The sequence below is a fragment of the Kineococcus gynurae genome (assembly GCF_042433995.1).
In the GTDB taxonomy this organism is placed as follows: domain Bacteria; phylum Actinomycetota; class Actinomycetes; order Actinomycetales; family Kineococcaceae; genus Kineococcus; species Kineococcus gynurae.
Genome location: NZ_JBHLUI010000012.1, coordinates 203,401 through 217,284, shown reverse-complemented (window position 1 = coordinate 217,284; position 13,884 = coordinate 203,401). Strand labels below are relative to the sequence as shown.

Genomic DNA, 13,884 nt, shown 5'->3' with positions numbered 1-13,884 from the left:
GCCGCATGTTCCCTCCCGGAGACCACAGCGAACGCGACGTCCTGCACGGCTACCTCGCCGAGCAGCTCACCTCGATCCGCAACGCCGCCCACGGGCTGACCGAGGATCAGGCCCGTGAACGGCCCTGCCGCAGCAGCCTGTCGATCGGCGGCATCCTCAAGCACACGGTCTGGGTCCTGCGGCAGCGGGAGGCGCAACGGTCGGGCGACCTCGGCCCCGACGACGTCGCCGCCTTCACGGGCAGTTTCACCCTCACCGAGCAGGAGACCCTCGCGGGCATCCTGGCGGAGTTCGACGCGGAGACGACGACCTACCTGGACTGGGTGGCCGGGCTCGACCCGTCGGCCGCCATGACGGAACCCCCCACCCCGTGGGAGGGCGTCCACGAACCCCGTCCCTCGGTCCGTCGCTACGCGCTCGTGCACCACGTGGAGGAGTTCGCCCGGCACGCGGGCCACGCCGACGTGATCCGCGAACAGCTCGACGGCGCGACCGCCCTGCCGCTGCGGATGGCGGTGGACGGCGTGCCCGGCAACGCCTTCGTCCAGCCCTGGACCCCCTGAGCGGTCAGCTCGTCCCTTCCAGCGCCCGGCCCTCGTCGTCCACGACGACCACGCGGATCCCTGCGGCGTGGAACGGGGCCAGGGCGTCCGCCTCGACCGCGGCGTCGGTCACCAGCACCCAGGGTCGGGGCAGCCGCGCCCACGCGTGGAAGGGGCGCGCCCCGACCTTGACCGAGTGCGCGAGGACGAACACCCGACCGGCCCGTCCGGCCAGCAGTTCCTTCAGCCGGGTCTGCTGCAGGTCGGCCTCGCAGATGCCCAGGTCGGCGTCGACGCCGTCGGTCCCGAGGAAGACGACGTCGGCGGTGACCCGCTCCAGCGCCGCCTCGGTCACCGGCCCGACGAAACCCTGGCTGACGTGGCGGAGGGTCCCGCCCAGGCAGACGACCTGCACGTCGTCGGCGTCGGCCAGGGCCTGCACCGAGGTCAGCCCCGTGGTCACGACGGTCAACGGCGAGTGCCCGCGCAGCTCGTGGGCCAGGGCGCCGACCGTGGTGCCCGCGTCCAGGAGCGCGGTCTCCCCCACGCCGACCTGGGTCGCCGCCCAGCGGGCGATGCCCCGTTTCGCGGCGAAGGCCGCCCCGGTGCGTTCGCGCAGGGGTTCCTCGGGGTGGGCGATGGGCGGGGCCGCGCCGCCGTAGGTCCTGGTGACCAGTCCGTCGTCGTGCAGCCGGGCCAGGTCGCGCCGGATCGTCGAGGCGGTGACCCCGAACCGGCGGGACAGTTCCTCCACGCTGGCCAGGCCGGAGGTGCGCGCCAACCGGGCGATCTCCCGGCGACGTTCCTCCGAGGACGGGGCGGGGGCGGTCTCGCTCACCGGGCGGGCACCGGGGCCGAGGCCAGGTCCGTCGCCTGCCGCAGCGCCTCGACCATGCTGCCGACCTCGACCCGACCGGTCCCGGCGATGTCGAAGGCGGTGCCGTGGTCCACCGACGTGCGGATGACGGGCAGGCCGACGGTGATGTTCACCCCGGCCTCGATGCCGAGGACCTTCACGGGCCCGTGCCCCTGGTCGTGGTACATCGCCACGATCAGATCGTAGTCACCGCGCCCCCCGAGGAAGAACGCCGTGTCGGCGGGCAGCGGACCGACGGCGTCGATGCCCGCCGCGCGGGCCGCCTCGATGCCGGGGGTCACCTTCTCGGCCTCCTCGCCGTAGCCGAACAACCCGTTCTCCCCCGCGTGCGGGTTGATCGCGCACACCCCGATGCGGGGCGAGGGGTTCCCGGCCCGGACCAGGGCCTCGTGCCCGCGCCGGATCGTGCGCTCGACCAGACCGGGTTCGATCCGGGCCACCGCATCGATCAGGCCGATGTGCGTCGTCACGTGGATCACCTTGATGCGCGGGGTGGTGAGCATCATCGACACCTCCCCGACCCCGGTGAAGTGGGCGAGGAGTTCCGTGTGGCCGGGGTAGAGGTGGCCCGCTGCGTGCAGCGCCGCCTTGTTCAGCGGGGCGGTGCAGATCGCCTGCACGGCACCGGCCATGGCCAGCTCGCAGGCGATCCGGACGTACTCGTGGGCGGCGTGCCCGGCCACCGGGGAGATCTCGCCCCAGGGCAGGTCGGCGGGCAGCAGGTGGGGGTCGACCACGTCGATCCGACCGGGCCGGAACTCCGCCTCGTCCACGGAGCCGACCTCCACGACCTCGACCTCCACCCCCAGGGCGCGCGCACCCCGCCGCAACCGCTCCGCGTCCCCGACCACGAGGGGCCGGGCGTCCCGGTGGGCGGCCTCGTCGAGCAGGGCGCCGACGGTGACCTCGGGCCCCACCCCGGCGCCGTCGCCCATGGTGACGGCGACGACGGGGCGGTGGTCGGGACCCGGCCGGTCGGTGCGGTCGGTGGTGGGCGTGGTCGTGGTCATGGGGGCTCCAGGGAGGGTGGTGGGGGTGTCGGGTGCGACGGGCTCGGGGCGTGCGGGCGGTGCGGGGGGTCCGGTCAGGACGGCGACGAGGTCGGCGAGGACCGTCGGCCCGCCGAAGCTGCCCGGTTTCGTCGCGACCCGGCGACCGTCGGGGGCCCGGCTGACGACGGCGCCGTGGGCCACCTCCCGTTCGGGGACGAGCACCGTGATGCCCATCCCGGTCAGGACCGCGCGGGCGGTGCGGCCACCCACCAGGACCAGGTCGCGGTCGATCGCGGCCCCGACCGCGACGGCGGTCATCCGCGCGGCGGCGGCCGCCGGGTCGGCGAAGGTGCCGGCCAGGCTGAGGACGAGGCCGGTCGGGTCGGCCGCGGACGGGTCGCCGGCGTCACCGGCGGCCCGGAGCGCCCGGTGGTGGAGGTCGGGCCGCACCCGCAACAGGTGCGTGATCTGCGCAGCGGCGGTCGGGGCGCCGGTCCCGACGACCACCAGCGGCGCCCTCGGACGGTCGGTCCCCACCGCGGACCGGGGGGCGGGGAGGGCGGGCAGGGGACCCTCGTCCAGGTAGGCCGCCACCAGGGCGGCCGTCCCGACGAGAGCCAGGTGACGGCCCGGCGTCGGGCGGGCCGCCCGCACCACCGCGCGCAGGTCCTCGTCGGTCACGGCGTCGGGGACCGCGACGCTCCCCCGCGCCAGCACCTCAGCCAGGTCCTCGGGCAGACCGCCGGCCCGGACCCGGTCCAGGCCGACGCCCTCGACCGGGGCACCGCCACCGGACAGCAGGTCCAGGACCGACTCGGGCGGCGGGAGGGGTTCGAGGGCCCAGGCCGCGGTCCGGGCCAGGGGCTCTCCGGCGAGCCGGGGGACGCCGCCGACCACGGTCCGTCCCAGTGCGGGCAGGGCGCCTGCGACCACGACGTCGAAACCGTTGTCGCGCAACGTTTCGACGGTTGCCGGGATCGACCCGCGCCACAGGGAGTCGATCTTCACCAGCAAGGGGGCGGACCCACCCCCGGACCCCTCGCCGACAGGACCGGTCCGGCCGGTGAGAGCGGACAGGGCGGAACGGACCGCCACCGCGGCGGCCCCCGGTCCGAGGTCACGGTGGTCGAGGTCCACGATCCTCGCGCCGACCCCCGGCCGCCCGGCGCCGGCCGAGCACCAGGGCCCGCCCGCCAGCAGGACGGTGGAGGCGAGGCCGCGGCGCAGCAGGGCGCCCGCGACCTCGCAGGCCCCGGTCAGGTCGTCCGCCAGCACCGTCAGGTCGGCGGTGTCCCCGAGGGTCCCGCGGGTCGAACCGGGGCCGGGGGCGGTCGGGGGTGGGGGTGTCATCTCGTCACCTCGTCTCGGGGCGTCGTCGCCACGACCATGCTGCCTCATCTGCGCGTTTCGCGCCACCCCTTGCGCGTTATGCGCAGCAGTGGCATCGTGGTCCCCGCCAGACGGACCCGGCCCCGCCCCGGTCCCCCGCCTCAGCCCGATCGAGGGGTCAACGATGACCGAACTCCCCCGCCCGTCGGACGGCCCGCCCGCATCCGTCCCCCCGCTCCGCGCCCCCGCCCTGCGCAACCCGCTCACCCGTCGGACCCTGCTGGCCGGCGGCACCGGCCTCGGCCTCGGAGCGCTCGCGGCCTGCGCCGGGCCGACGGGGACCCCGGGTCCGAACACGCTGACCCTCGCCCTCAACCGCTCCCTGGTCAGCCTGGACAACAAGGTCAACCAGTTCGACGCGGCGATCACGGTCCAGCGGGCGGTGCGTCAGGCGCTCACCACGATCGGGCCGGACGTGAAACCCCGGCTCGTCCTGGCCGAGAGTTTCGAGGCCACGGGTGCCACGGAGTGGACCGTGCGGTTGCGGCCCGAGGCCTGCTACTCCGACGGCAGTCCGGTCACGGTCGAGGACGTCGCCACCGCGCTGCGGATGTACGCCGAGACCGACGCGTCCTTCGTGGCCAGCTTCTTCCCCGAGATCCCCGAGGTCGAGGCGACCGGCCCGACGTCGTTCGTGCTGCGCACCGAGCGGCCGCTGCCGACGCTCGACGCCCTGATGAGCAACATCCTGATCAGCCCGGCCGCGGCCAACGAACCCGCGGAGCTGCAGGAAGGTGTGGGCAGCGGCCCCTACGTGATGGCGGCCCACGACCGCGGCACGGGTCGCTACCAGCTGCAGCGCAACCCCAACTACTGGTCCACCCCGGCCGTGGTCGAACGGGTGGACGTGCGGTTCCAACCCGAGGAGAACAGTCGCGTCATCGCGATCCGCAGCGGCGAGGTGGACGTCATCGACACCCTCACCCCCGATGCGGCGCAGCAGCTGCGCGGTCTCAGCGGCATCGAACTCATGGAGACCCAGAGCCTGCGGCTGAACCAGATCTTCTACAACTTCCGTAAACCGGCCGGGCACCCCCTGGCCGACCCCCGCGGTCGGCAGGCCCTGAGCATGGCCATCGACGGACGCGCCCTGGTCGAGGAGGTGCTCTCCGGGACCGCGGTCCAGGCAGAGGGGGTCGTCACCTCCAACCAGGACGGCTACGTCAAGACCGGGGAGTACGTCTACGACCCGGGCGCCGCCCGGAAGATGCTCGACTCCCTCAACGCCCGCGACCTGGCGGTCACGATCATCTGGGAGTCCGGCGAGTTCCCCGGTGACACCTTCGTCATGGAGGCGTTGGTGGAGATGCTGGGTGACATCGGGGTGCGCGCGCAGCTGCGCGAGTTCCAGCCGGGCGGCGACATCATGTCCTGGCGGCAGGGGCGGGCCGGGGACTGGGACCTGCTCGGCAACGGTTTCCCGGGCCCCACGGGCCAGGCGGTCGTCATGCTCCAGGGCATGTACGCCGGGACCGCGGAGAAGGAGTCCACCCGCGACACCTACCAGGGCTACGTCGTCCCGGCGGTCACCGACCTCATCACCGCGGCGGCGGCCGAGCCGGACCCCACCCTCCGGGCGACCCTCACGGCCGAGGCGCAGCAGGCGGTCTGGGACACCTGGCCCGCCGCCTGGCAGTTCAACCCCAAGGCGATCCTGGCCCACCGCAGCCGGGTCGCAGGGATCGAACTGTCCCCGGCCAACAACTACCCGCTCGCGGCCGTCGACCTGAGGAGCTGAGAAGGCGTCATGGTGAGTTACGTCCTCAAACGGGTCGGCCAGGGTCTCCTGACCGTGTTCCTGACCATCTCCACCGTGTTCCTGCTGGTCCGCCTCGCTCCCGGCGACCCGGCCCGGGCCTTCGCCGGACCGTTGGCCAGCACCGAGCAGCTGGAGGAGGTCCGTCAGCGGTTCGGTCTCGACGAACCGCTGCTGACCCAGTACGTCACCTTCCTGGGCCAGTTGCTGCACGGGAACCTCGGGGAGTCCTACTCCTTCGCGGCCCCCGCCCTCTCGGTCGTGGCCGACCGCATGCCCTACACCCTCACCCTGGCCGTCGCCGCGATCCTGCTGGCGGCGGTGGTGTCCGTGCCCCTCGGCGTCTGGATGGCCCGCCGCCGGGACCGGGCGGGCGAACTCGGGGCCAACATCGCCACCATCGCGGGGCAGTCCATGCCCGACTTCTGGATCGGCGTCCTCCTGCTCACCGTCTTCGCGGTCGCGATCCCGGTGCTGCCGGCCTCGGGGTTCGCGACCTGGAGCGGGTTGCTGCTGCCGGCCGTGACCGTCGCGATCCTGCAGGTGGCGCTGCTGTCGCGGCTCGTGCGCCGGGAGATGGTGAACAACCTCGCCGCCCCTTGGTTCACCGTCGCCCGGTCGCGGGGCCTGTCCGAACGGGTCCTGGTCTGGCGCTACGCGATGGGGAACTCGGCCGTCCCGGTCTTCACGGCCATGGGCACCCGGTTCGCCGCGATGCTCAACGGGGTCGTGGTCGTCGAGGTCGTCTTCTCCTGGCCCGGTGTCGGCTCCCTGGTGGTGCGGGCGCTGGAGACCCGTGACTACCCCCTCATCCAGGCGACCGTGCTGGTGACCGCCGCCCTCGCGGTGGCGGTCCAGCTCCTGGTCGACCTCCTCTACCCCCTCCTGGACCCGCGGGTCCGGCTCGGAAAGGCGGCCTCGGCATGAGCGCGCCCACCCTCGACGGCACCGGCCCGGCTCCCCGCCCCAGCGCCGTCACGCCCGCCCACCTGGCCCGCGCCGGCATCACCCGGCGGCGGCGCAGCGGCCGTGTGAAACTCGTCGTCGGCACGATCTGCACGGTCCTGGTCGTGGCTCCCATCCTGCTGGCGCAGGTCCTGCCGCTGCCGGACCCGGACGCCCAGGACCTGGGCGACCGGCTGCTGGCCCCGCTGAGCGGCGGGCACCTGCTGGGGACCGACCAGCTCGGCCGCGACCTCCTCTCCCGGGTCCTGCACGGCGGGCAGGTCTCCCTGGCCGTGGGGGTGCTGGCCGTCATCGTCTCGGGCGCACTGGGTCTCGTGCTCGGGGCCGCGGCCGGGTACTTCGGCGGCTGGATCGACACCCTGGTCTCCCGGCTCATGGAGGCGCAGATGTCGTTGCCGCTGCTCATGATGCTGCTGCTCGTCGTGGCCCTGTTCGGGCAGTCGATCCCCGTCATCACCCTGGTGATCGCGGTGGCGCAGTGGCCGGAGGTGGCCCGCCTCACCCGGTCCCTCGTCCTGGTCGAACGGGAGAAACCCTACGTGGCCGCCGCCCGCACCCTGGGGTTGGACAAGATCGCCATCCTCACCCGGCACGTGGTCCCGAACGTCCTGCCGCAGACCCTGCTGGTCGTGCTCCTGCTGCTGGCCCAGGCGGTGCTGCTGGAGAGCGCCCTGAGTTTCCTCGGGGCCGGGCCGCAACGCCCGTTCTCGACCTGGGGGCGCATCGTCTCCGACGGGCAGGACTACATCGGGACCGCCTGGTGGCTGGTCACCGCACCGGGACTCGCGATCGTCCTGCTCGTCGTCGGGGTGAACCTCGTCGGCGACGCCCTCCGCGAGGGGCAGCGCGTCGGCCTCGTGGCCCGTCTGCTCCAGCGGGCCCGCGGGGCCCGCCCCGTCGACCGCGTCACCACCACCCCCGGGAGGACCTCGTGAGCACCGCCGGAGACCTGCTGCGGGTCGAGGACCTGCAGATCGAACTCATCACCGCCCGCGGCGTCGTGCGCGCCGTCGACGGCGTGAGTTTCCGCATCGGCCGGGGGGAGACCGTCACCCTCATCGGGGAGTCCGGCTCCGGGAAGTCCACGACCGCCATGGGGTTGCTGAACCTGCTGCCGGAGGACCTCGCGGTCGTCTCGGGCCGGGTGCTGCTCGAAGGCCAGGACACGATCGCCGAACCAGACGCGATGCGCAGGGCGCGCGGCCGCACCGTGGCCCTCGTGCCGCAGGACCCGATGACCGCCCTCAGCCCCGTGCACAGCATCGGCCACCAGCTGCGGGAGGCCGTGGTGACGGCCGGGGCCGCGAGCGGCCGCGTCGGCGTGCAGGCCCGCGCCGTCCGACTGCTCGAGCAGGTGCACATCCCCCAGCCGGAGGTGCAGCTGAAGAAGTACCCGCACCAGCTGTCCGGGGGGATGCTGCAACGCGTCCTCATCGCGATGGCGCTGGCCGGGGAACCCCAGCTCATCGTGGCCGACGAACCCACCAGTGCCCTGGACGTGACCGTCCAGGCCGGCGTCCTGGACCTGCTGCTGGAGCTGCAGGAGCAGCGTGGGGTGGCCATCCTCATGATCACCCATGACCTGGGGGTGGCCCGCCTGGTCTCCGACCGGATCCACGTCATGCGCGGCGGACGCTTCGTGGAGTCCGGCGAGGTGGAGACCATCATCGAGGCCCCGGCCGAGCAGTACACCCGAGACCTGCTCGCCGCCGTCCCCCGTCTCGGGGCCTGGGACGAGACCCCCGACCGAGGAGTTCTGCGATGAGCACCCCCGCCCTCACCGTGACCGACCTGGCCGTGGGGTACGGGCACGGTCGCACGACGTTCCGGGCCGTGGACGGGGTCACGTTCACCGTCGCCGCCGGCCGTACCACCGCCGTCGTCGGCGAGTCCGGCTGCGGGAAGTCGACCGTGGCCAAGGCCGTCATGCGCCTGCTGGAACCGACCTCGGGTCGGATCGAGGTGCACGGGACGGACGTGACGCACCTGCCCGAGCGTCGCCTCCGCCCGCTGCGGCACCGGTGGCAGATGGTGTTCCAGGACCCCTACGGTTCGCTCGACCCACGCCTGAGCGCGGTCGACATCGTCGGGGAGGCGTTGCGCCAGCGCGGGATCCGTGACCGCGAGGCCCGCCGCTCCCGGGTCGCGGAACTGTTCGACCGGGTCGGGCTGCCGGCCGCCTCCCTGGACCGACGACCCGAGGAGTTCTCCGGCGGGCAGCGTCAGCGGATCGGCATCGCCCGGGCGCTGGCCTCCGAACCCGACCTGCTGATCTGCGACGAGGCGACCAGCGCGCTCGACGTCTCGGTGCAGGCCCAGGTCCTGGAGCTGCTGCGCGAGGTGCAGCGCGACACGGGCATCAGCTGCCTGTTCATCTCGCACAACCTCGGGGTCGTGCAGGGCATCAGCGACGAGATCGTGGTGATGCGCCGCGGTCGTGTGGTCGAGTCGGGCAGCACAAGCACGGTCCTGGCCACCCCGCGCGAGGAGTACACCCGTCGGTTGCGCCGGGCCGCGCTCGACCCGGCGTCCATGCGGGGCCGCAAACCCCGCCACGTCGTGCACTCCCTGAGCCTGACCGGCGCCTGAACCCTCCCCCCCGACCAGGAGACGAACCCATGACCGAGACCCTGCCCGACGACCCTGCTCCCGAACTCGTCCTCGGCACGATGACCTTCGCCGACACCGTCGACGAACGAGGCGCCGCGGAGATGCTCGACGTCGCCCGCGAGGCCGGGATCGTGCACCTCGACACCGCCAACGCCTACGCGCGGGGCGCGACCGAGGAGATGCTCGGCCGTCTGCTCGCCGGGCGCCGCGACGAGGTGCGGATCGCCTCGAAGGTGGGGATGCCCCACGCCGACGCGGGCGAGGACGCGTTGCTGTCGCCCGCGGCGGTGACGCGTTGCGTCGAGGCGAGCCTGCGGCGGCTGGGGACCGACCACCTCGACCTGCTCTACCTGCACCAGCCCGACCGCAGCACCCCGCTGCCGGAGACGCTGGGGGCGGTGGCGGACCTGGTGAAGGCCGGCAAGGTGACCGAGCTGGGGGTGTCCAACTTCGCGGCCTGGCAGATCGCCGACGTCGAGCAGGCCGCCGACGCCGCCGGTGCCCCCCGTCCCGTCGTCACCCAGCAGCTCTACAACCTGCTCGCCCGACGCATCGAGGAGGAGTACGCCGAGTTCGCCCGCACCCACGGTCTGCGGACGATGGTCTACAACCCGCTGGGCGGTGGCCTCCTCACCGGTCGGCACCGCTTCGAGGAACGTCCCACCGAGGGCCGGTACGGGTCCTCGGCGCTGGCCGCCATGTACACCGACCGCTACTGGGACGCGCAGCTGTTCTCGGCGGTCGAGGAGCTGCGCACCGCCGCCGAGGGCGCGGGGATCCCGCTGGCCGAGCTGGCCCTGCGCTGGACGGCGCACCGTCGCGAGGTCGACGCCCTGCTGCTCGGGGGTTCACGCCCGGAGCAGGTCCGCGCCAACGTCGCGGCGATCGCCCGCGGCCCCCTGCCGGCCGACGTGCTGGCCGTGTGCGACGAGGTCGGCCGGACGCTGCGCGGCCCCTCCCCCGCCTACAACCGCTGACCCACGAATCGCCCGGAGGTTCTCATGCCGTCCCCGTCCACCCCCGTCCGGCCCGACCCGGGTGCCTTCGCCCGCCGCGTCCGGTCCCGCGAGACCGTCGTCGGCTACTGGGTGGTGCTCGACGCCCCGCCCGCCACCGAGCGGATCGCCCGGATCGGCTACGACTACGTGGCGATCGACGCCCAGCACGGGTTGCTCGACTACCGCGGCGTGCTGACCGGCCTGCTCGCGGTCGACGCCGGTGGTTCGGCCGGCGTGGTCCGCGTGGCCGCCAACGACCCGACCGCCATCGGGCAGGCCCTGGACGCCGGGGCCCGCGGGTTGATCGTGCCGCTGGTGAACTCGGCCGCCGACGCCGCGGCCGCGGTGGCCGCGGCGAAGTACCCCCCGTTCGGGGTGCGGTCCTACGGGCCGATGCGCTCGGGGCTGCGCATCGGTCCCGTCCCGGCCGAGGCCGACGAGCAGACCGCCGTCCTGGCCATGATCGAGACGGCCGCGGGCCTGGCGGCCGTCGAGGAGATCGCCGCCACGCCGGGTCTCGACGGGCTCTACGTGGGCCCCTCGGACCTGGCCATCAACATCGGCGGGGCCTACCCGGGCGACCCCGCGGTGAAGGCCGACTTCGACGCCGCCCTGGAGCGGGTGCTGGCCGCCGCGGCCGGGGCCGGGATTGCCGCGGGGATCCACACCCCGCACGGTTCGGTGGCCCGGGAACGCCTGGCCGAGGGGTGGACGTTCGTCACCGTCGCCAGCGACGTCGTGCACCTGGAGACGATCGCGCGCGACCACCTCGGCACCGCCCGGGGGGAGCAGCGATGAGCGCCCCGCCCTCCTCGCCGACCCCGCCGACGACGGCGGCGCTGCCCGCCGTCGACCACCCCGACCGGGAGCCGCTCGTCGAGCACGACGGGATCCTGACGGGGTTCCTCCCCGCCCCGACCGTGCAGTGCCACGCCGCGAACCTCGCGCGGCTGCCCACCGGGGACCTGGCCTGCACGTGGTTCGGTGGCACCCAGGAGGGCGTGGCCGACATCGACGTCTGGTTGTCCCGGCTGACCCCGGGGACCGGCACCTGGTCGCCTCCCGAGAAACTGTCCGACGACCCGCGGCGTTCGGAGCAGAACCCGATCCTCTGGACCACGCCGTCCGGGGAGGTCTGGCTGCTGCACACCGCGCAGACCGCGGGCGACCAGGACACCGCGTTCGTCCGGTTGCGCGTCTCCACCGACGGCGGGGTGGGTTTCGGCCCGGCCCGCACGCTGTTCCCCGCCGACGAGCGGGGTGGCGTGTTCGTCCGGCAGCCTCCCGTCGTCACCGCCTCGGGTCGCTGGCTGGTGCCCGTCTTCCGCTGCCCGGTCGCCCCGGGGGCGCGCTGGCGCGGCGACGACGACGACAGCGTCGTCATGGTGAGCGAGGACGAGGGGGCGAGCTGGTCGACCATCGAGGTCCCGGACAGCCGCGGCATGGTCCACATGAACGTGGTCGGGCGTCCCGACGGCTCCCTGGTCGCCTTCTACCGCAGCCGCTGGGCCGATGCCGTGCACCGGTCGGAATCGTTCGACGAGGGTCGGAGCTGGAGCGTCCCGATGGCCACCGGGGTGCCCAACAACAACTCCTCGATCCAGGTCTCCCCCGCCGCGGACGGCACGCTCCTGCTCGTGCACAACCCGGTGCGGGCCACCCCCGGCAGCCCCCGTCGGGAATCGCTGTACGACGAGATCGACGAGTTCGGGGTGGCCGAGGGCGAACGGCCGGGCCCGCCGGCACCGGTGGCCGCCGACGACGACCGGCCCCGGGCGGTGTGGGGCACCCCCCGGGCTCCGATGCGGTTGTCGGCCTCCACCGACGCCGGCCGCACCTGGCCGGTGGAGCTCGACCTGGAGGTCGGCGACGGCAACTGCCTGACCAACGACTCCCGGGCCGGGGCCAACCACGAACTGTCCTACCCCAGCGTGCTGGTGGAATCCGCCCCGGACGGTTCCGGGGTCGCGCACGTGGCCTGGACCTGGCACCGCCGCGCCATCCGCTACGCCCGGGTCCCGTTGTCCCGGTTGCGGTCGTGATCTCTTCGAGCCCGGGGTCGGCGGTGGTCACGGGCTGCAGTTCCGGGATCGGGGCCGCGGTGGCGCAGAATCTGCTGGAGTCGGGCTGGCGGGTGCGGGGCCTCTCCCGCCGCGCTCCGGCCGACCCCCGCGTCGACTGGGCCCGGGCCGACCTCGCCGAGCCGGCGAGCGCCGTGGCAGCGGTGGCCGACCTCGACCGGGTCGACGCCGTGGTCCACTGCGCCGGGTTCCAGCGGACGGCACCGCTCGGGTCCCTCGACGCCGGTGACCTGCGGGCGATGTTCGACGTGCACGTGGCCGCGGCCGCCGCGCTGCTCGACGGCCTGGCCGCGCGCCTGTCCGACGGCGGCCGGGTCGTCCTGCTGGGCAGCCGGACCATGGTCGGGGTCGCGGGCAAGAGCCAGTACGCGGCGACGAAGGCGGCCTTGACGGGGCTGGCCCGCAGCTGGGCGGCCGAACTCGCCCCCCGGCGCATCACCGTCAACGTGGTGGCCCCCGGGCCGACGGCCACGGCCATGACGCAGGACCCGGGTCGGGCCTCGGTCCCGGTCCGGGTGCCGCCGTTGGGCGCCCTGGTCGACCCTGACGACGTGGCCGAGCTGGTCGGGTTCCTGCTGGGCCGGGCCGGGCGGTCGATCACCGGGCAGGCCTACGTCATCTGCGGCGGCGCCTCGCTCTGAACCCCGTCCGGTCGGGCCCGGCGTCGGCCCGGGTCACCGACGACCACCACGGGGTGCTCGGCGCGATGCAGGACGTCGTGGGAGACCGACCCGAGCAGGGCCGTGTAGAAGGCGCCGTGCCCGCGTCCACCCACCACCAGGAGTTCGGCCTCCTCCCCGGCGCGCAGCAACGCGTCGGCGGGGTAGGCCTCCTCCAGCACCTCGCAGTCGAGCCGGAGATCCGGGTGGGCGGCGCGCAGCTCGGCGCACAACCGCCCCAGCGCCTCGCGCTGCACCCGCAGCGCCCCGGCCCGCGCCCGGTTGTCCTCGTCGTCGTCGATCGCCAGTCGCTGCAACGGTTCCAGCACGCGCAGGATGCGCAGCGGGGCGGACCGGGCCAACGCCTCGGTGACGGCGAACCCGAGGGCGGCCCCGGCCGCGGGCGAACCGTCGTGGCCGACCACGACCCCGCCCGAGGGCGGTTCCGGGCCCCGCACGACGGCCACCGGGCAGGGGGCGTGCGCCACGGCGAACAGGCTCGTGGACCCGAGCAGCAACCCGCCGAACAGGCCGCGACGGTGCGGGTTGTGCCGCCGCGCCCCGGTCACCAGGAGCTGGGCCCGCCCCTCGGTCACGGCCTGGACCAGGGCCCGTCGCGGGTGGTCCTCGACGACCCGCGGCACCAGGCGCAGGCGGGGGTGCTCCGCCTGCACCCGCCTGGTCACGTCGTCGATCGCCGCGACCGCCTGCTCCTGCAGCTCCCGGGTCATCTGCTGCACGTAGTAGCCGGTGAGCGCCTCGGCCGACCCGACGGGTTGCACCGCCGCGACGAGGACGAGGTCGGCCCCCCGACGGACCGCCTGCGCCGCAGCCCAGTCGACCGCGGGCAGGGGAGGCTGGGCCGCGTCCACCCCGACGACCACCGCACCGTCCATCGCCCGGCCTCCTCGTCCGTGCCGTGTCCGCGACCCCCGCACCGGGGTGCGGGCCACCGATCACTGCACCGTACGCCCGGAGGCCGCCCGCGGGGCAGTCCTCCGGGTCCCGGGTGGC

Annotated in this window: 13 protein-coding genes; 10 read left to right on the top strand and 3 right to left on the bottom strand. The window is 74.3% G+C overall.

Annotated features, from left to right (window positions below; translation table 11 throughout):
* Positions 1–5: 5 nt before the first annotated feature.
* The gene (locus tag ACFFKU_RS17020; RefSeq protein WP_380139833.1) at positions 6–563 is read left to right on the top strand and encodes a DinB family protein; all 558 of its coding nucleotides are present in this window, start codon (positions 6–8) and stop codon (positions 561–563) included.
* Positions 564–567: 4 nt separating this feature from the next.
* Here the strand turns inward: ACFFKU_RS17020 and ACFFKU_RS17015 are convergent, their stop codons facing one another.
* Both ACFFKU_RS17015 and pdxA read right to left on the bottom strand, forming a co-directional pair.
* Positions 568–1,380, bottom strand: a complete 813-nt coding sequence (locus ACFFKU_RS17015) for a DeoR/GlpR family DNA-binding transcription regulator (protein WP_380139831.1) — start codon at positions 1,378–1,380, stop codon at positions 568–570.
* Entirely contained in the window at positions 1,377–3,761 is a 2,385-nt protein-coding gene (pdxA, locus tag ACFFKU_RS17010; protein ID WP_380139830.1) for a 4-hydroxythreonine-4-phosphate dehydrogenase PdxA, read from the bottom strand. The genes ACFFKU_RS17015 and pdxA overlap by 4 nt, the downstream gene beginning before the upstream one ends.
* Positions 3,762–3,924: 163 nt before the next feature.
* Here pdxA and ACFFKU_RS17005 point away from each other — a divergent pair, with 163 nt between their 5' ends.
* From ACFFKU_RS17005 to ACFFKU_RS16965, 9 genes are read left to right on the top strand one after another with little or no spacing between them, the layout of a single operon-like run.
* Positions 3,925–5,538 carry an ABC transporter substrate-binding protein gene (locus ACFFKU_RS17005; protein ID WP_380139828.1) on the top strand — a complete coding sequence of 538 codons (1,614 nt, stop codon included), beginning with the start codon at positions 3,925–3,927 and terminating at the stop codon, positions 5,536–5,538.
* A 9-nt stretch (positions 5,539–5,547) separates the two neighbouring features.
* Positions 5,548–6,483, top strand: coding sequence for an ABC transporter permease (locus ACFFKU_RS17000; protein WP_380139827.1), 936 nt, complete (start codon positions 5,548–5,550; stop codon positions 6,481–6,483).
* The gene (locus ACFFKU_RS16995; RefSeq protein ID WP_380139826.1) at positions 6,480–7,457 is read left to right on the top strand and encodes an ABC transporter permease; all 978 of its coding nucleotides are present in this window, start codon (positions 6,480–6,482) and stop codon (positions 7,455–7,457) included. The genes ACFFKU_RS17000 and ACFFKU_RS16995 overlap by 4 nt, the downstream gene beginning before the upstream one ends.
* Positions 7,454–8,287 carry an ABC transporter ATP-binding protein gene (locus ACFFKU_RS16990; protein WP_380139824.1) on the top strand — a complete coding sequence of 278 codons (834 nt, stop codon included), beginning with the start codon at positions 7,454–7,456 and terminating at the stop codon, positions 8,285–8,287. The genes ACFFKU_RS16995 and ACFFKU_RS16990 overlap by 4 nt, the downstream gene beginning before the upstream one ends.
* On the top strand, positions 8,284–9,111 hold the full coding sequence (locus ACFFKU_RS16985) for an ABC transporter ATP-binding protein (RefSeq protein ID WP_380139822.1): 828 nt from the start codon (positions 8,284–8,286) through the stop codon (positions 9,109–9,111). The genes ACFFKU_RS16990 and ACFFKU_RS16985 overlap by 4 nt, the downstream gene beginning before the upstream one ends.
* Positions 9,112–9,140: 29 nt before the next feature.
* Positions 9,141–10,109, top strand: coding sequence for an aldo/keto reductase (locus tag ACFFKU_RS16980; RefSeq protein ID WP_380139820.1), 969 nt, complete (start codon positions 9,141–9,143; stop codon positions 10,107–10,109).
* 24 nt (positions 10,110–10,133) lie between these two features.
* A complete protein-coding gene (locus ACFFKU_RS16975; RefSeq protein WP_380139818.1) occupies positions 10,134–10,928 on the top strand; it encodes an HpcH/HpaI aldolase family protein in 795 nt (264 codons plus the stop codon).
* Complete coding sequence (locus ACFFKU_RS16970) at positions 10,925–12,172, top strand: sialidase family protein (protein WP_380139816.1); 1,248 nt, start codon at positions 10,925–10,927, stop codon at positions 12,170–12,172. Before ACFFKU_RS16975 ends, ACFFKU_RS16970 begins: the two co-directional genes overlap by 4 nt.
* Positions 12,172–12,852, top strand: coding sequence for an SDR family NAD(P)-dependent oxidoreductase (locus ACFFKU_RS16965; RefSeq protein ID WP_380140277.1), 681 nt, complete (start codon positions 12,172–12,174; stop codon positions 12,850–12,852). The genes ACFFKU_RS16970 and ACFFKU_RS16965 overlap by 1 nt, the downstream gene beginning before the upstream one ends.
* On the opposite strand, the gene ACFFKU_RS16960 is transcribed toward ACFFKU_RS16965, so the two are convergent.
* Positions 12,822–13,766 carry a universal stress protein gene (locus ACFFKU_RS16960; RefSeq protein WP_380139814.1) on the bottom strand — a complete coding sequence of 315 codons (945 nt, stop codon included), beginning with the start codon at positions 13,764–13,766 and terminating at the stop codon, positions 12,822–12,824. The genes ACFFKU_RS16965 and ACFFKU_RS16960 overlap by 31 nt on opposite strands.
* Positions 13,767–13,884: the final 118 nt, after the last annotated feature.

Bases quoted from the DNA above. Each gene is read 5' to 3' on its own strand.
- ACFFKU_RS17020 (WP_380139833.1), top strand. From the start codon at position 6: ATGTTCCCTCCCGGAGACCACAGCGAACGCGACGTCCTGCACGGCTAC.
- ACFFKU_RS16975 (WP_380139818.1), top strand. From the start codon at position 10,134: ATGCCGTCCCCGTCCACCCCCGTCCGGCCCGACCCGGGTGCCTTCGCC.
- ACFFKU_RS16960 (WP_380139814.1), bottom strand. From the start codon at position 13,766: ATGGACGGTGCGGTGGTCGTCGGGGTGGACGCGGCCCAGCCTCCCCTG.
- ACFFKU_RS16995 (WP_380139826.1), top strand. From the start codon at position 6,480: ATGAGCGCGCCCACCCTCGACGGCACCGGCCCGGCTCCCCGCCCCAGC.
- ACFFKU_RS16980 (WP_380139820.1), top strand. From the start codon at position 9,141: ATGACCGAGACCCTGCCCGACGACCCTGCTCCCGAACTCGTCCTCGGC.
- ACFFKU_RS17005 (WP_380139828.1), top strand. From the start codon at position 3,925: ATGACCGAACTCCCCCGCCCGTCGGACGGCCCGCCCGCATCCGTCCCC.
- ACFFKU_RS16985 (WP_380139822.1), top strand. From the start codon at position 8,284: ATGAGCACCCCCGCCCTCACCGTGACCGACCTGGCCGTGGGGTACGGG.
- ACFFKU_RS17000 (WP_380139827.1), top strand. From the start codon at position 5,548: ATGGTGAGTTACGTCCTCAAACGGGTCGGCCAGGGTCTCCTGACCGTG.
- pdxA (WP_380139830.1), bottom strand. From the start codon at position 3,761: ATGACACCCCCACCCCCGACCGCCCCCGGCCCCGGTTCGACCCGCGGG.
- ACFFKU_RS16970 (WP_380139816.1), top strand. From the start codon at position 10,925: ATGAGCGCCCCGCCCTCCTCGCCGACCCCGCCGACGACGGCGGCGCTG.